The sequence below is a fragment of the Azospirillum halopraeferens DSM 3675 genome (genome assembly GCF_000429625.1).
GTDB classification, from domain to species: domain Bacteria; phylum Pseudomonadota; class Alphaproteobacteria; order Azospirillales; family Azospirillaceae; genus Azospirillum; species Azospirillum halopraeferens.
Genome location: NZ_KE386927.1, coordinates 394,045 through 409,465, shown reverse-complemented (window position 1 = coordinate 409,465; position 15,421 = coordinate 394,045). Strand labels below are relative to the sequence as shown.

General features: G+C 73.0%; 14 protein-coding genes. 5 read left to right on the top strand and 9 right to left on the bottom strand.

Annotated elements, in window-relative coordinates:
* Window positions 1-16 precede the first annotated feature (16 nt).
* A complete protein-coding gene (locus tag G472_RS35845) occupies window positions 17-886 on the bottom strand; it encodes a hypothetical protein (protein WP_051341362.1) in 870 nt (289 codons plus the stop codon).
* Window positions 887-1,023: 137 nt separating this feature from the next.
* On the bottom strand, window positions 1,024-2,166 hold the full coding sequence (gene ribA / locus G472_RS0126510) for a GTP cyclohydrolase II (RefSeq protein ID WP_029010794.1): 1,143 nt from the start codon (window positions 2,164-2,166) through the stop codon (window positions 1,024-1,026).
* Window positions 2,167-2,548: 382 nt separating this feature from the next.
* On the opposite strand from ribA, the gene G472_RS0126505 reads away from it, so the two are divergent.
* Window positions 2,549-3,238 carry a response regulator transcription factor gene (locus G472_RS0126505; RefSeq protein ID WP_029010793.1) on the top strand — a complete coding sequence of 230 codons (690 nt, stop codon included), beginning with the start codon at window positions 2,549-2,551 and terminating at the stop codon, window positions 3,236-3,238.
* On the opposite strand, the gene G472_RS35840 is transcribed toward G472_RS0126505, so the two are convergent.
* On the bottom strand, window positions 3,220-3,975 hold the full coding sequence (locus G472_RS35840) for a hypothetical protein (protein ID WP_035693760.1): 756 nt from the start codon (window positions 3,973-3,975) through the stop codon (window positions 3,220-3,222). The two genes, G472_RS0126505 and G472_RS35840, sit on opposite strands and share 19 nt — an antisense overlap.
* A 206-nt stretch (window positions 3,976-4,181) precedes the next feature.
* Between G472_RS35840 and G472_RS0126495 the strand changes: the two genes are divergently transcribed.
* The 4 genes from G472_RS0126495 to G472_RS0126480 all read left to right on the top strand — a co-directional run bounded on the left by G472_RS0126495 (window position 4,182) and on the right by G472_RS0126480 (window position 8,028).
* Entirely contained in the window at window positions 4,182-5,039 is an 858-nt protein-coding gene (locus G472_RS0126495; protein WP_051341360.1) for an MBL fold metallo-hydrolase, read from the top strand.
* On the top strand, window positions 5,036-5,896 hold the full coding sequence (locus G472_RS0126490) for a class I SAM-dependent methyltransferase (RefSeq protein ID WP_029010791.1): 861 nt from the start codon (window positions 5,036-5,038) through the stop codon (window positions 5,894-5,896). Before G472_RS0126495 ends, G472_RS0126490 begins: the two co-directional genes overlap by 4 nt.
* 79 nt (window positions 5,897-5,975) lie before the next feature.
* Window positions 5,976-7,340 (top strand): adenylate/guanylate cyclase domain-containing protein, encoded by a 1,365-nt coding sequence (locus tag G472_RS0126485; protein WP_035693759.1) that lies wholly within the window; start codon window positions 5,976-5,978, stop codon window positions 7,338-7,340.
* Window positions 7,341-7,473: 133 nt separating this feature from the next.
* The gene (locus tag G472_RS0126480) at window positions 7,474-8,028 is read left to right on the top strand and encodes a YcbK family protein (RefSeq protein ID WP_029010789.1); all 555 of its coding nucleotides are present in this window, start codon (window positions 7,474-7,476) and stop codon (window positions 8,026-8,028) included.
* A gap of 20 nt (window positions 8,029-8,048) precedes the next feature.
* Here G472_RS0126480 and G472_RS0126475 read toward each other — a convergent pair whose 3' ends face one another.
* Genes G472_RS0126475 through G472_RS0126450 form a run of 6 tightly spaced genes read right to left on the bottom strand, consistent with a single transcriptional unit; the run spans window position 8,049 to window position 15,350 of the window.
* Window positions 8,049-9,203: an ABC transporter permease gene (locus tag G472_RS0126475; protein ID WP_029010788.1), complete on the bottom strand. Its 1,155-nt coding sequence runs from the start codon at window positions 9,201-9,203 to the stop codon at window positions 8,049-8,051.
* Window positions 9,200-10,198, bottom strand: coding sequence for an ABC transporter permease (locus tag G472_RS0126470; RefSeq protein ID WP_029010787.1), 999 nt, complete (start codon window positions 10,196-10,198; stop codon window positions 9,200-9,202). Before G472_RS0126470 ends, G472_RS0126475 begins: the two co-directional genes overlap by 4 nt.
* A gap of 49 nt (window positions 10,199-10,247) precedes the next feature.
* Window positions 10,248-12,152 (bottom strand): ABC transporter substrate-binding protein, encoded by a 1,905-nt coding sequence (locus G472_RS0126465; RefSeq protein WP_029010786.1) that lies wholly within the window; start codon window positions 12,150-12,152, stop codon window positions 10,248-10,250.
* Window positions 12,152-14,050, bottom strand: coding sequence for an ABC transporter ATP-binding protein (locus tag G472_RS0126460; protein ID WP_029010785.1), 1,899 nt, complete (start codon window positions 14,048-14,050; stop codon window positions 12,152-12,154). The genes G472_RS0126465 and G472_RS0126460 overlap by 1 nt, the downstream gene beginning before the upstream one ends.
* On the bottom strand, window positions 14,047-14,550 hold the full coding sequence (locus tag G472_RS35835) for a hypothetical protein (RefSeq protein WP_051341357.1): 504 nt from the start codon (window positions 14,548-14,550) through the stop codon (window positions 14,047-14,049). The genes G472_RS0126460 and G472_RS35835 overlap by 4 nt, the downstream gene beginning before the upstream one ends.
* Complete coding sequence (locus tag G472_RS0126450; RefSeq protein ID WP_051341355.1) at window positions 14,547-15,350, bottom strand: polysaccharide deacetylase family protein; 804 nt, start codon at window positions 15,348-15,350, stop codon at window positions 14,547-14,549. Before G472_RS0126450 ends, G472_RS35835 begins: the two co-directional genes overlap by 4 nt.
* Between the last annotated feature and the right edge of the window lie 71 nt (window positions 15,351-15,421).

Sequence of the window (15,421 nt, the reverse complement as noted above, 5' to 3'; positions counted from 1 at the left end):
CCCGCCGGGCACCGCGCTATCCCGACACCCGCACGCCCGGCGGTTTCGGCGCCTGGCGTTCGGCGGCCTTGCGGGCGGCCTCGTACTTGGCGAGGTTGCGCATCATCACTTCCGACAGTAGCTCCGGCGCCACCGGGGCGGGCTGGCCGCCGGTCGCGGCGGGCGGTGCGTCGCCCTGCGGCACCGGCGACACCGGCACGGCGGCCATGGCTGCCGGAACGGCCGGGGCCGGCGGCGGGTTGCCGCGGGCGGCGTGTTTGGCCTGGAGCGTGTTGGCCAGCACGGTGTCGCGCGGCGGCATGCGCCCCGGCGGCTTCTCGGCCCCTGCGGCCTTCGGTGCCGCCGTCTCGGCCCCCGCCGGAGCGGCCGGCTGGGCCGCGGCTGCCTGAACGGCCGCCGGAGCGGCGGCCGGCTGGGCGGCCGCCATCTGGGCCGCCACGGGGGCGGACAGGGGGGCCGCGGCCCAGTTGGTGGCGCCGGCGCCACCCTGCGCGGCCGGTGCCTCGGGGTTTGCGGCCGGCACGGCGGCGGCGGTGCCGCCCATGCCGACGGCGGCCATCATGTGATCGCCGATGTCGCGGCCGCTGGCCTGCTCCACCACCACGTTGGTGACGGCCGCCGCTCCCCCCAGCGGGCCGCCGAAGAGGATGCCGCCCATCACCCGTGCGGCCGGAGTGATGGTGTCGCCGGTCAGCCCGCGGTAGAGTTGGCCGACCACGGGAATGTGCTGCAACGGGTTGATGACGTCCAGGAAGTCGCTGAAGGACATGGTGCCTTCGCGGCGGTATTCGTTCTCCGCGGTGCCATCCAGCACGAAGGCGCTCTCCGCGGGGCGCGGAGCCGGGACACGCACGGCGGCGTCGATCGTCATCGGTTCGATGGCCATGGCTGGGGTCCTCCCGGCGGAAAGTGCCGTGGACCGGAGTATTGCAACAGGCGTGCCACGATTATCGGGGGATTCCGGCGGGAATCCCGGCAATTCCTGCCGGTACCGGGACGATTCCTGCCGCCCGCCGACCTCAATCAGAACAGGTGGCCGCTGCGCAGCGCCTTGGTGCGCAGGTAGCCTTCGTTGTGGGCGTTGGAGGGGAAGATGTGGGGCACGCGCTCCACCACCTCGATGCCGCAGCGCGCCAGCTCGCGCAGCTTGTCGGGGTTGTTGGTCATCAGCCGCACGGAGCGGAAGCCGAGCTGGCGCAGCATCTCCGCCGCCGGCAGATAGACCCGCTCGTCCGCCTCGAACCCCAGCATCTCGTTGGCGTCGACGGTGTCGATGCCGCGGTCCTGGATGCGGTAGGCGCGCAGCTTGTTGACCAGCCCGATGCCGCGCCCCTCCTGCGCCAGGTACAGCAGCACGCCGTTGCCGGCGGCCGCGATCTCCCTGATGGCGCCGCGCAACTGCTCACCGCAGTCGCAGCGCAGCGACCCCAGCAGATCGCCGGTGAAGCACTCCGAGTGCAGGCGGGCCAGCACCGGCCGGTCGGGCGGCGGCTCGCCGATGATGATGGCCAGGAACTCCGGCCCGCCGTCGGCCGGGCGGAAGGCGACGACGCGCGCGTCCTCCGCCCCTTCCAGCGGCACCCGCGCCTCGGCCACCCGGCGCAGGGTGCGCACCACGTGGACGCGGTGGTCGGCGATGTCGCGGGCGCGCGCCGCCAGCACGTCGTGGCGGGCCGCCCAGGAGGCGGCGCTGCCCCGCAGCCCCTTCACCGGCACCACCACCGCTGCCGGCAGCAGCCGCGCCACCTTGGCCAGGTCCACGGCGGCGGCGGCGGCGGACCCCGGGGCCGCGGCGGCGGCGGTCAGGCCGGCCGGCAGGGTCACCCCCTGCTGCTGCTCGGGGTCGGCCAGCACCAGGGCGCTGCGGATCTCCAGCCCGCCGGGCAGGGTCAGCATCACCGCCCCCTCCTCCGGCGCGTCCAGGCCCAGCATGACGGCGCGCCGGCGGGTCACCGCCAGGACGGGGTCGCCGCCGGCCAGGTGCTTCAGCCGGGCCAGGGCGTCGGGCCCCAGCATCTCCACCGCCAGCACCAGCGCGCACGACCCGTCCCCGGCCTCCACCGCCACCGGCTCGCCGCGCCGCAGGGCGGCCACCACGCGGTCGACGGTGCGCATCGCCGCCTCGTCGACGGGATGGGGGGGATCGGGCTGCATGTCTGCGTACATGGGACGGAAACCACGATAGAGGCGTTGCCGCGCGGACGACCGCGGCACCGTAGCCGCGCCGGGCGGGAAATGCAAAAACACAACGGCCGTGCCCACCGCACGGGCGGCACCGGCCGACCGTCCCACGCCCGCCGGCGTCTGGCAAGCCGTCCCGGCGCTCCGCTCCGTTGCGCGCGACGCAACGATCCGCCGGGCCGGGTGCCGGCCGGTCCCATCGACCTATTCATTCTGATATCGTATCAATCAATGTGCGGACACGCCATTGCGCCGTTCCCGGGCCGTAATGAGTGCTCCGGGCGGTGCGGCACGCGGGCGGGGACAAGGAGCGGGGCGCGTGGTAAACTCGCCCGCGCATCCACCACGGGGTTGAGACGCGCGGCGCATGAACCCGGCGAAACGCATTCTTCTGGTCGACGACGACGAGGCGCTGCGCCAGTCCCTGGCCGAGCAGCTCCAGTTCCACGAGGAGTTCGAGACGGCCGAGGCCGGCACCGGGGTGGCCGGGCTGGAGGCGGCGCGGGACGGCAGCTTTTCGGCGGTGCTGCTCGACGTGGGGCTGCCCGACATGGACGGACGCGACCTGTGCCGGCTGATGCGGCGCGAGGGGGTGCGCTGCCCGATCATCATGCTGACGGGGGCCGATACCGACGCCGACACCATCCTGGGCCTGGAGTCCGGGGCCAACGACTACATCGCCAAGCCGTTCCGCCTGGGCGTCCTGCTGGCCCGCCTGCGCGCTCAGCTCCGCCAGTTCGAACAGAGCGAGGACGCGGTCTTCCCGCTCGGCCCCTACACCTTCCGGCCGTCCGCCAAGCTGCTGGTGGAGGAGGCGCGCAACCGGCGCGTCCGCCTGACCGAGAAGGAGACGGCGATCCTGAAGTTCCTCTACCGCGCCGGCGGCACGGTGATCGGCCGCGAGGTGCTGCTGGGCGAGGTGTGGGGCTACAACGCGGGGGTCACCACCCACACGCTCGAAACCCACGTCTACCGCCTGCGCCAGAAGATCGAGCGCGACCCGTCCAACGCCGAGATCCTGGTGACCGAGCCCGGCGGCTACCGCTTGGTGCCCTGACCGCCGCGGCGCGCCGGACCGCCCGTCCAGCGGCTGGCGATGGTGACGGTGCCGACCGGCAGCACCCCGTCGTCGGGCCGGCGCCGGCGCGTGCCATCGGCGATGCCCAGGCGCGGCCCGTGCGGGCGCCACAGGCCGCGGCCGCGCGGCACCACCGGCAGCAGGCGCACCTTCAGCCCGACGATGGCCAGGCGGCGGCGCCAGTGCGCCACGACCTGGGGGGAGGTGCCGACCCGCCGGGCGATCTCGTGGTCGGACAGGGCCGCACTGCCGGGGTCGCGCAGATGGTCCAGGATGGCGCGCCGCTTCTCCAGCGGGGTGTGGCGCATGGAGCGGCGCTCCAGCGCCTTGCCGACGTCCCACAGCTTCTCGGCGGTTTCGCGGGCCAGGGTCTTCCAGCGCTCGGTCTCGTCGCGCTGCTTCTCCGCCTCGCCCACCGCCTTGTCGAGCTGGCGCCGGAGTGCCGACAGCTCGCGCTCCAGATCCGCAACCTGGCGGCGCAGCCCCGGCACCACCTGGTCGGCCGGCGGCGGCTTCACCGGGGGTTGCGGCGCGGTGTCGGCCCGCGCCGCGGCCTCCGCCGGCTCGGGACGGGGACGTGCCGCCGTGGCGAGATCGCGAAACGTCAGGCCGGCCCGCGACAGCATGATCCGGGCGGCGCGCAGGGCGGACAAAGCCTCGCCCTGATGCTCCGATTCGGCCATGGCGAGAACCTTGGCAAGCTTGTCTGGGTCCATCCCTGGAACGATCCCGGCACCGGCGGATTGCGGTTGAATCTCCGCGCGCGGCGACCCTACCACATGTTATGGGCCGCGACAGCCCTACATGTTGGGTCGGGACAGTCTGCAATTGAATCCCGCCGCCGCCGCGGCGCCCCCGGTGGCGGGGGTGCTACCCTTTTCGCTCGACTTGTCGTGGGACGCTCCGGCACCATGCGGCCACCATGACGGACCGCGCCGCCAGCGATTCTCCTGTTTCCGCCTTCACGGCGCGCTTCTGGGGCGTGCGGGGCAGCATTGCCTCGCCGGGACCCGACACCGTGCGCTATGGCGGCAACACCTCGTGCCTGGAGGTGCGCTGCGGCGCGGCGCGCCTGGTGTTCGACGCCGGAACCGGCATCCGCGCGCTGGGCGCGCTGCTGATGCGGCAGGGGCGGCCGGTCGACCTGGACCTCTTCCTCACCCACAGCCATTTCGACCACATCTGCGGCCTGCCCTTCTTCGCCCCCGCCTTCGATCCGGAGAGCCGGCTGCGCCTGTGGAGCGGTCATCTGCCGCCGGACCACACCACCCGGTCCGTCGTCTGCGGCATGATGTCCGCCCCCTTCTACCCGATCCCGGTGGATACCTTCCGGGCGGACTGCACGTTCCGGGAATTCGCCTGCGGCGACGTGCTGCGGCCGGCGCCGGGGGTGTGCATCCGCACCGGCCCGCTCAACCATCCCAACGGCGCCGTCGGCTACCGGATCGAATACGCCGGGCGGTCGCTGTGCTTCGTCACCGACACCGAACACCCGGCCGGCGGCCGCGACCCGGCCGTGATCGAGCTGGTGCGCGGGGCCGACGTGCTGGTCTACGACAGCACCTACACCGACGAGGAGTATCCGTGCCATGTGGGATGGGGCCATTCCACCTGGCAGGAGTGCCTGCGCCTGGCCGACGCCGCCGGGGTCGGCCGCGCCGTGATCTTCCACCACGACCCGTCGCGCAGCGACGCCGCGCTGGACGCCATCGCCGCCGCCGCGGCGGCGCAGCGTCCCGGCACCCTGGTCGCCGCCGAGGGGATGGAGCTGGTTCCGTGAGCCGCGCCGGCCGCCTGCCGCTGGGCCTCGCCACGCTGTTCGGGCTGCGGCGGGGCGGCTTCTTCATCCCCTACCGCCACGCGGCGGCCCTGCCGGCCGCCGGCGCCGTGCCGGTCTACGAGCCGTTCGAGCGGCTGCTGCGCGCCCGCGAGGCGGCGTTCGCCGGCGTGCTCGCCGCCATGGATGCCCACGCCGACGCCCTGGCCGCCTTCGACGGTGCCGAACCGCCGGCGCCGCGCTGGCAGCAGGACTGGTTTCCCCGGCTGGACGGGGCGGCGGCCTATGCGCTCATGCGCCGCCACCGCCCGGCCCGCGTGGTCGAGGTGGGCTCCGGCCATTCCACCCGTTTCCTGGTGCGCGCGCTGGCCGACGAGGGGGTGGCGGCCACGGTCACCGCCATCGACCCGCAGCCGCGCGCCCGCGTGGCGGGATTGGGCGTGCGCCACCTGGCGGTGCCGCTGCACGCGGCGGGGCCGGAGCCCTTCGCGGCCCTCGGCCCCGGCGACGTCCTGTTCATCGATTCCAGCCACATCCTGATGCCCGGCAGCGACGTGGACACGGTGGTGGGGCGCATCCTGCCCCTGCTGCCGGCCGGCGTGCTGGTGCACGTGCACGACGTCTTCCTGCCCGATGACTACCCCGCGGACTGGGCGTGGCGGGGCTACAACGAGCAGCAGGCGGCCATGGCCCTGCTGGCCGGCGGCGGCTTCGAGGTGCTGTGGGCCAGCCATTACGCCGCCACCCGCATGGCCGCGGCGGTCGCCGCCTCCGCCGCCGGCCGCCTGCCGCTGCCGCCGGGGGCGCGCGAATCGAGCCTCTGGCTGCGCAAGACCGCACCCGCCCTCACGGCGACGTGAGCGGGGCGGGGGCCGCGGCGCGGGTTAGGATCGCCGGAACCGACGCCCGCACCCGCGCCCGAGGCCGGAGGTCCCGCCCATGCGCCGCCTGACGCTGCCCCGCCTGCCGGACCGACCCGCCCCGGCGCCGCCCCTGCCGGAGCGGGTGCGCGCCGCCATCCGCGAGCAGGAGGCGCAGAGCGAGATCCTGATCGGCTGGGTGCAACTCGGCGTCGTCGCCACCTTCGGCACGCTGTACGCCGTGGCACCCAAGACGTTCGACCGCACCATGACCATGTTCGAGCCGGTGCCCGTCGCGCTGGCCGCCTATCTCGCCTTCACGCTGCTGCGCCTCGGGCTGGCCTACCGCCGCCGGCTGGCGCCGTGGTTCCTCTACCTGTCGGTGGCCGTCGACGTCGGGCTGCTGATGGGGCTGATCTGGAGCTTCCACGTGCAGTACGCCCAGCCCCCCAGCTTTTACCTGAAGGCGCCGACGCTGCTGTACGTCTTCATCTTCGTGGCGCTGCGGGCGTTGCGCTTCGACCCGGCCTTCGTGCTGACGGCGGGCCTGGCGGCGGCGGCGGGCTGGGCGGCCATGGTCGCCTACGCCATCGCGGCCGGCAGCGACGGCATGGTCACGCGCAACTACATCGAGTATCTGACGGGCAACAAGATCCTGCTCGGGGCGGAGTTCGACAAGATCGTCACCATCCTCGTGGTCACGGCGATCCTGGCGGCCGCCCTGGCCCGCGGCCGCCGCCTGCTGGAGCGCGCCGTCGCCGAAGGGGCGGCGGCGCGCGACCTCAGCCGCTTCTTCGCCCCGGCGGTCGCCGCCCGCATCACCGGCGCCGAACAGCCGGTCGCCGCCGGCCAGGGGGACCTGCGCGACGCCGCCATCCTGATGGTCGACCTGCGCGGCTTCACCCGCATGGCCGCGGGGATGGACCCGGCGGCGGTCATCGCCCTGCTCACCGAATACCAGGCGCGCATGGTCCCGCTGATCGCCCGCCACGGCGGCAGCGTCGACAAGTTCATGGGCGACGGCATTCTCGCCAGCTTCGGCGCCGTCACGCCCGTGCCGTCCTACGCCGCCGACGCCGTGAGGGCGGTGGAAGCGCTGCTGGCCGAGGCCGACGCCTGGGCGGCCGATCGCACCGCCCGCGGCCTGGCGACGCCCACGGTCAACGCCGCGGTCGCCACCGGCCGGGTGCTGTTCGGCGCGGTCGGCGACGCCGGGCGGCTTGAGTACACGGTCATCGGCGACGCCGTGAACCTCGCCGCGAAGCTGGAGAAGCACAACAAGGCGGCGGGCAGCCGGGCGCTCGCCACCGACGCCGCCGTCCGCCTCGCCCTGGCCGGCGGCTACCGCGGCCCGGCCGCCGACCGGCCGCCGTTGCGCTGCCGGGTGGAGGGGATGGCGGAGCCGCTGGACCTTCGGCCGCTGGAGTCTGTGGCAAAACGGTGACTCGGCCGTGGCAAAACGGGGCCCGGTTCCCGTGGTACTCTAGGTTCGCTCTGTAACCGCTTGTCTCACCTATGATAAAGAAAGCCTCACAACCGGGTGAAGAACCCGCCGGGTGAAGGACCGGGAGGTGAGCATGCGGCTTTCCCGACGCGCGCTCCTGTGCGCTGCGCTGGCGGCCGGAACGCTGGCGGGTTGTGCGACCGGGCCGCGGCCCGATGCAGGCGCGAACGCGCCGCGCTCGATCACGCTGGTGCATCCGGAAAGCGGTGAAGCGATCGCCGTCACCTATTGGCGACCCGGCGGCTACGACTCCAAGGCCCTGTTCGACATCGCGCTGCTGTTCCGCGACCGGCGCGCCGGCGACTTCATGCCCGTCGACCCCGCGCTGATCGACCTGATCGTGGCGGTGCGCGACCGTCTGGGTCTGGCTCCCGACACGCCGATCCACCTGACGTCGGGCTACCGCGCGCCGCTGACCAACGCCTCGCTGGCCCGCGGCAACGGCAACGTGGCCGAGAACAGCTATCACATGCAGGCGCGCGCCGCCGACATCCGCATCCCCGGCGTCGCCGGCCGCCGCATCGTCGAGGCCGCCGCCGCCCTGGCCCGCGGCGGCTACGCCTATTATCCCGGCAGCGACCACGTCCACCTGGACACCGGCCCGCCCCGCACGTGGGTCGTCCGGTAGGGTGGCGCGGCCGGCCCGGCCTAGCGGTAGGGGTCGGCCGCGTCGCGCAACCCGTCGCCCAGGAAGTTGAAGGCGAGCACGGTGACGATCACCGGCACCACCGGCAGCATCAGCCAGGGATAGAGGGCGACCACGTTGATGTTCTGGGCCTCGGCCAGCAGGACGCCCCAGCTCGTGATGGGCGGGCGCAGGCCGAGGCCGAGGAAGGACAGGGCCGTCTCGCCCAGGATCATCGACGGCACCGACAGGGTGGCCGAGGCGATGAGGTGGCTGGTGAAGCCCGGCAGCAGGTGGCGGCCGATGATGCGCGACGGCGAGGCGCCCATCAGGCGGGCGGCGGTGCAGTAATCCTCCTCGCGCAGGGCCAGCAGCTTGGAGCGCACGGCCCGCGCCAGCCCGGTCCAGTCCAGCAGGCCGAGGATCAGGGTGATGCCGAAATAGATGAACAGCGGGTTCCAGGTGACCGGCAGCGCCGCCGACAGGGCCATCCACAGCGGCAATTCGGGGAAGGACCGGATGATCTCGATCAGGCGCTGGATGACGTTGTCGATCCAGCCGCCGTAATAGCCGGCGACGCCGCCGATGACGATGCCCAGCACGAAGCTGATGATGATGCCGAACAGCCCCACCGTCAGGGAGATGCGGGTGCCGTAGATGATGCGGCTGAGCAGGTCGCGGCCCAGCCGGTCGGTGCCCAGCAGGAACAGGGTGCCGCCGGGGGCGGGGCAGGCCAGGTGCAGGTCGGCCTCGACCAGGCCCCAGAACGCATAGGAATCGCCGCGGCAGAAGAAGCGGATGGGCTGCACCTCCGCCGGGTTGGGCGTGTAGACGCGGGTCAGCGTCTCCAGGTCGAGGCGGTAGTCGTAGCCGTAGACGAAGGGGCCGACGAAGCGCCCCTCGTGGAACAGGTGCACCGTTTGCGGCGGGGCGTGGATGAAATGGCTGTGGCGGCTGTCCAGGGCGTAGGGGGCCAGCACCTCGCTGACGAGGGTGGAGGCGTAGAGCAGCAGCAGCACCGCCCCCGACAGCACCGCCAGGCGGTGGCGCTTCAGCTTCCACCACATCAGGCGCCACTGGGACGCCATGAAATGGCGCTCCTGCTCGGGCGTCAGCCGCTCCTCGGCTTCGGGGGTCCAGGGGGCCGCGGACACCGTGTGGGGCAGCGGGCCGCTCATCGCGTGGTTCCCCCGGTCAGGCGGATGCGCGGGTCGAGGAGCGCCAGGGCCAGGTCGGAGAGGAAGACGCCGACCACCGTCAGCACCGCCAGGAACATCAGGAACGACCCGGCCAGATACATGTCCTGGCTGCGCAGGGCTTGCAGCAGCATGGGCCCGGTGGTCGGCAGCGACATCACCACCGACACGATGGCGGCCCCCGACACGATCTGCGGCAGCAGGTTGCCGATGTCGGAGACGAAGGGGTTCAGCGCCATGCGCAGCGGGTACTTCCACAGCACGCGGCGCGGCGACAGCCCCTTGGCCCGGGCGGTGACCACATAGGGCTTGTGCAGCTCGTCCAGCAGGTTGGCGCGCAGGCGGCGGATCATCGCGGCGGTGCCGGCGGTGCCGATGACGATCACGGGAATCCACAGGTGCTCCAGCACGCTCAGCACCTTGTCGAGGCTCCAGGGGGCATCGACGTAGCGGGGGTCCATCAGGCCGCCGATGGAGGTGCCGAACCACACGTTGGCGAAGTAGAGCAGCACCAGCGCCAGCAGGAAGCTGGGTGTGGCCAAGCCGAGGAAGCCGAGGAAGGTCAGGGCGTAGTCGCCGGCGCTGTACTGGTGGGTGGCGGAGTAGATGGCGATGGGGAAGGACACCGCCCAGATGAACAGGATGGTGGCGAAGGACACGATGGCGGTCAGCCAAAGCCGGTCGCCCACCACCTCGGTCACCGGCAGCTCGTATTCGAAGGAATAGCCGAAGTCGCCGCGCAGCATGCCGAACAGCCAGTAGAGGTACTGCTCGGCCAGCGGCCGGTCGAGGCCGTAGGTCTCGCGCAGCATGGCGAGACGGCCCTGGTCGATGGTCTCGCCGCGGCTCTGCATCTCCATGACCAGCGTCGTCAGATAGTCGCCGGGGGGCAACTGGATGATGACGAAGGTGATGAGGCTGATGGCGATCAGCGTCGGGATCATCACCAGGATGCGGTGCGTCAGGTAGCCGAACACGGCGCGGGCCCTCCCGTGGCGGGCAGGGGACGGGTGCGTTGGCCGCGGCTCATGGTTCCGCCCCCTCGAACCAGAAGCTGTCGGGCCGGTAGACGCCGAAATGGGCGCCGGGGTCGTAGGTGTAGAGGCCGTCGGCCGGCACGTTGCGCAGGGTGCGCGCCACCACCACCGGCTGCGGCACCGCCGACACCAGGCCGATGGTGAAGGCCTGGTCGGCGTTGATGGACAGGATGCGGTGCCACGCCTCCTCCCGCGCCGCGGGGTCGAGGGCGGTGCGCCAGTCGTGGAAGGCGTCCAGCAGAGCCCGCGCCTCGGGCAGGTCGGGCGCCTCGCCCTGGCGGCCCTTGGTCTCGTGGTATTGGCCCCAGGCCGGCCACTGGTACTGGGTCTGGCTGCGCGGCACGAACTCCGCCGGGCTCATCTCGGCCGTGGGGATGGCGTTGTCGACGCCGCGGGCGATGGCCATGCGGGTCTGGCCGGCGAAGATGCGGTTGCGGAAGACATCGAGCTGCGACGTGCGGGTGAAGGCGAGGATGCCCAGCCGGCGCCAGGAATCGGCCACCAGTTCCAGGGCGTCGGTCTCCTCGGTGCTCTCGCCCGCCGTTTCGATGACGATCTCCAGCGGGCGGCCGTCGGGCAGCAGGCGGGTGCCGTTCAGGTTGCGCTCCGTCAGCCCCATGGCGTCCAGCAGGGCATCGGCCCGGTGCAGGTCGAAGCCGGCCCAGCGGTCGCGGTACTCGCCGCGCCACAGGGGCGAATCGGGCAGGACCGTGTTGTTGGACGGCAGGGCCAGGCCGAAATAGATCACCTGGTTCAGTTCGTCCCGGTCGATGGCCAGCGACAGGGCGCGGCGGAAGCGGACGTCGCGCAGCGTCGCGCGCCACACGGGATCGGCGGCGTTGAGGTTGGGGTAGAGCGCCATCTGCGCGCCGATGCCGGTGCGCCAGAGGTGGACGTCGACACCCGACCGCTTCGCCCCCTTGCGCAGGAAGGTGTAGTTGTCGAAGCGCAGGTAGCGGGCTTGCAGGTCGCTTTCCCCGGCGCCGGTCTTGGCCGGAATGATGCGGGCGTCGGCCACCGACATCAGGATGCGGTCGATGTAGGGAAGCTGACGGCCGCGGGGGTCGACGCGGTGGTAATAGGGATTGCGCACGAAGACGAAGCGGTCGGCGGGCGGGGCCGTGGTGGGAACCCAGGGCTGCAGGGTCGGCAGATCCGGGTTGTTGAACTCCGTCAGGTCGTCCTTGCGGTTGTGGAGCTGCTGCCAGGTCTTCTGCCGCGCCGCGGCGATGCGGGCGGCCAGGGTGTCGGCGTCGGTGTAGCGGGGGTGGAACTGCTTCAGGTAATGGGCCGGGGCGTAGATCTCCACCGGCTTGGCGCCGGCCAGCATGGGCAGGAAGAAGGGGTTGGGCCGGTGCCAGCGGTAGCGCACCGTCACCGGGTCGATGATCTCCACCTCCGGTGGCCGGTCCTCGACCATCAGTTCCGCCGGCGGGCCCAGCGGATAGCGGTCGCGGTTCAGCGCCATGTCCTCCCACCAGTAGCGGAAGTCCTCGGTGGTGAAGGGATGGCCGTCGGACCAGCGGTGGCCGCGGCGCAGGTGCAGGGTGAAGACCCGGCCCTCCTCCACCTCCACCCGCTCCAGGATGTCGGGCTCGATGCGCAGGTCGGGGGTGTAGGCGACGAGCCGGGCGTAGCCGTAGACATAGATGATGCGCGTGTCCCTGGCGCGCGCCATCAGCAGGCGCAGGTCGCCGCCGTGCCGGCCCGCGCGCTGCCACGGCCGGTCCATGGGTGCCACCGCGGGGGTATCGGGCAGGCGCCGCTCCACCGGCGCCAGCAACCCGACGCGCACCTGGTCGGCCAGCATCGGCGGCTCCACCGGGGGGGTCTCCACACGGTCAAACGCGCACAACGCCACCCAAACGGCGAGCAGGGCCGGGAGGCGGCGCATCACGCCACCTCCCGCAGCGCCGGGGCGTCGGCGTCCGCGCGCACCAGGTGGCCGTCGCCCAGGTCGACCAGGGGGGGGCGGCGGGCGTCGTCGATGGTGAAGGGGGCGGGCCAGGTCGCGGGGTCGGAGGTGTGCCCCTCGCCCGCGTCGGCCAGCGTCAGGGGGCGCGACGGGTCGGGCTCCGGCACCGCGGCCAGCAGCGCCCGGGTGTAGGGATGCACGGGGCGGCGGAACAGGGCGGCACGCGGTGCCGCCTCGACGATGCGGCCGCGGCACATGACGAGGATGCGGTCGGCCATGTAGTCGACCACCGCCAGATTGTGGCTGACGAACAGGTAGGTGAGCCCCAGCGTCTCCTTCAGGTCCTTCAGCAGGTTCAGCACCTGCGCCTGGATCGACACGTCCAGCGCCGACACCGGTTCGTCCAGCAGCAGCAGGTCGGGGCGCAGGGCCAGCGCGCGGGCGATGCCGATGCGCTGGCGCTGGCCGCCGGAGAAGCTGTGCGGGTAGCGCCGCAGGTGGCGGGCGTCGAGGCCGACCAGCCCCATCAGCTCCTTCACCCGGGCCGCCCGCTCCGCCGCGTCGCCGATGCGGTGGATCACCAGGGGCTCGGCGACGATGTCGAACACGGTCATGCGCGGGTTCAGGGACCCGAACGGGTCCTGGAAGACGAACTGCACCGTGCGCCGGAAGCGTTGCAGCGCCTCGCCTTCCAGGTCCGGCACGGCGACGGTGCGGCCGCCGTCGGTGTAGCGCACGGTGCCCGCGTCGGGGGCCAGGGCGTGCATGAGGATCTTGAGCAGCGTGGTCTTGCCGCAGCCGGACTCGCCGACCAGCCCGACGCACTCGCCCCGCCGTATGGTGAAGGAGACGTCGTCGACCGCCGGCGGCCCCGACGGCGGCGCCGTCCCGAACCAGCCGGCCTTGCGGGTGCCGTAGCGCTTGGTGATCCCCTCCACCGCCAGCAGCGGCCCGGCGTCGCCGGCCTGCGCCGTCCGGTCCTCACCGGTGCGGTCGAGCAGGCGCCCGGTGGCGGGGGGTGCCGGGATGGGGCGGATGGGGACCAGCCGCTCTCCCGGCGCCATGTGGAAGCGCGGCACCGCCCGCAGCAGCGCCTTCAGGTAGGGGTGGCGCGGGTCGGCGAACAGGTCGTCGCGGGGGCCCGATTCCATGACCGCACCGCGGTGCATCACCACCACCTCGTCGGCCAGGTTGGCGACGACGCCCAGGTCGTGGGTGATCAGCAGGACGGCCATGCCCAGCTCCCCCTGCAAATCCTTCAGCAGGCGCAGGATGCGGGCCTGGATGGTGACGTCCAGGGCGGTGGTCGGTTCGTCGGCGATCAGCAGGGCGGGGCGGCAGACCAGCGCCATGGCGATCATGGCGCGCTGACGCAGGCCGCCCGACAGCTCGAACGGGTAGGTGTCAAGGGCGCGGGCGGGGTCGGGGAAGCGGACGCGGGCCAGCATGTCGGCGGTGATGGCGCGGGCCTCGCGCCGGCCGACGCCGCGGTGCAGCCGCACCGCCTCCCCCACCTGGTCGCCGATGGTGTGCAGCGGCGACAGGGAGGTCATCGGCTCCTGGAAGATGATGGAGATGCGCCCGCCGCGCAGGCTGCGCATCACGGGGCCTTCGGCCGGCAGGGCGGCGATGTCGACGCTGCCGGCTTCGCCGGGGTCGTTGAGCAGGATGCGGCCGCCGGCAATGCGGGCGGGGGCGGGCAGGATGCGCAGGATCGACTGGGCCACCACCGACTTGCCCGACCCCGATTCGCCGACCAGCGCCACGGTGGCGCCCGGCCGCACGCGGAACGACACGCCCCGCACCGCCTCCACCACGCCCTCGGGCAGATGGAACGCGACCTTCAGGTCCTCGACGCGCAGGAGGTCGGCGGTCACCCCTCCTCCTCGGGCATCTCGGGATCGATGCCCAGCGCCAGCAGGTTGTCCACCGTCGCCGGGTCGAGGGTCAGCCCGTTGCGGCGGGCCGCGGCGGCGGCGCGGGCGGCGATGGCGTCGAACCCGTCCAGGGTCGATTCCAGCTTCACCCGGCCACTGTCCCCGGCCAGGGTCATCTGCATCCACCCCTGCGAGCGGTCGCGCCGGGTGGAGTAGAAGCGCAGGCGCAGCCGGCGCAGCTCGTCCCAGCGCACCGCCGCCCCCAGCGGCCCGTCCGCCCGCACCCCGGCGGCGTCGACGGTGACGCGGGTGAGGTGGCGCTGGGCGGTGCGCGCCGCGAACAGGGCGAACAGCACGGCGCAGGCGGCCAGCGGCACCGCCAGCCACGAACTGACCTCCAGCGCCGCGAGCGGCAGGGCGGTCATCGCCAGCCCGGCGCCGGCCCGCGCGTAGTCTCCCCACAGGCTGGCCGGCGGATACCGCAGCGCCTGCGCCGTCATGCCGGCGCCCCGAAGACCGCGACGGGCGACAGCCAGCGGCCGGCGGGGTGGGCGGCGGTCTCTGCGACGAAGCGGGCGACGAAGTCGCGGGTGGCGGCGTCCATGGTGCGGTGGTGGGTCAGCAGCCCCGTGGGCTCGTCGGGGTCGGCGGTGCCGATCCGCCGGGCGCCCAGGTGCGCCACCGCCGCCGCCAGCGCCGCCGCGTCGCCGGCAAAGCCGCCGCCCCTCCGCCAGTCCACCGGATCGACGTGGGTGTTGACCTGCGTGAGGCGTCCGTACGCTCCCCGGCGCGGCGCGAAGGTGGACAGGGCGCGCAGCCCGGTTTCCGCCAGCCGTTCCGCCACCGCCGGGGCGATGCGGTTCCACGGCGGGGTCAGCACCGGCAGGAAACGGCCGCCGAACAAGGCCTCCATCCGCCGCCGGCCCGCCGCCAGCTCCCCCAGCACCGCGTCGGCCGGGCGCGCCGTCCCCAGCTCGCACTTCTTCTCCGCCGGGCCGGCATGGTTGGTGTGGGCCCAGCCGTGCTGGATCGCCGCAGCCTCCGGCCAATCCTCAAGGAACGCCGCCAGCTCCGGCTCGGCGGCGGCGGGGATGACCGCCAGCGCCACCGGCACGCCGGCCGACCGCGCCAGATCGCGCAGTTGCTCCAGCGCGGGCGTGACGGACACCGCGTCGTCGTCGCGCCACCAGAAGGTGACCGCGCGCCGCTCCGCCGCCCAGCAGTCCAATTCGGCCCGCAACACCGACCACGCGGCGGCGAGCGGGAACGGGGGAGGGGAATGGGAGATGACGGCGCTCATGGAACTCGTCGCAATCCGGGTCGCCCGTCCTTCGCACGGCACCGTTTCAGAATGACGCACGTTCGTCGAAT

Coding starts and splice junctions, on each gene's coding strand:
- G472_RS0126495 (WP_051341360.1), top strand. CDS start 4,182: ATGACGGACCGCGCCGCCAGCGATTCTCCTGTTTCCGCCTTCACGGCG.
- G472_RS35840 (WP_035693760.1), bottom strand. CDS start 3,975: ATGGACCCAGACAAGCTTGCCAAGGTTCTCGCCATGGCCGAATCGGAG.
- G472_RS0126465 (WP_029010786.1), bottom strand. CDS start 12,152: ATGCGCCGCCTCCCGGCCCTGCTCGCCGTTTGGGTGGCGTTGTGCGCG.
- G472_RS0126475 (WP_029010788.1), bottom strand. CDS start 9,203: ATGAGCGGCCCGCTGCCCCACACGGTGTCCGCGGCCCCCTGGACCCCC.
- G472_RS0126485 (WP_035693759.1), top strand. CDS start 5,976: ATGCGCCGCCTGACGCTGCCCCGCCTGCCGGACCGACCCGCCCCGGCG.
- G472_RS35835 (WP_051341357.1), bottom strand. CDS start 14,550: ATGACGGCGCAGGCGCTGCGGTATCCGCCGGCCAGCCTGTGGGGAGAC.
- G472_RS0126480 (WP_029010789.1), top strand. CDS start 7,474: ATGCGGCTTTCCCGACGCGCGCTCCTGTGCGCTGCGCTGGCGGCCGGA.
- ribA (WP_029010794.1), bottom strand. CDS start 2,166: ATGTACGCAGACATGCAGCCCGATCCCCCCCATCCCGTCGACGAGGCG.
- G472_RS0126450 (WP_051341355.1), bottom strand. CDS start 15,350: ATGAGCGCCGTCATCTCCCATTCCCCTCCCCCGTTCCCGCTCGCCGCC.
- G472_RS0126505 (WP_029010793.1), top strand. CDS start 2,549: ATGAACCCGGCGAAACGCATTCTTCTGGTCGACGACGACGAGGCGCTG.
- G472_RS35845 (WP_051341362.1), bottom strand. CDS start 886: ATGGCCATCGAACCGATGACGATCGACGCCGCCGTGCGTGTCCCGGCT.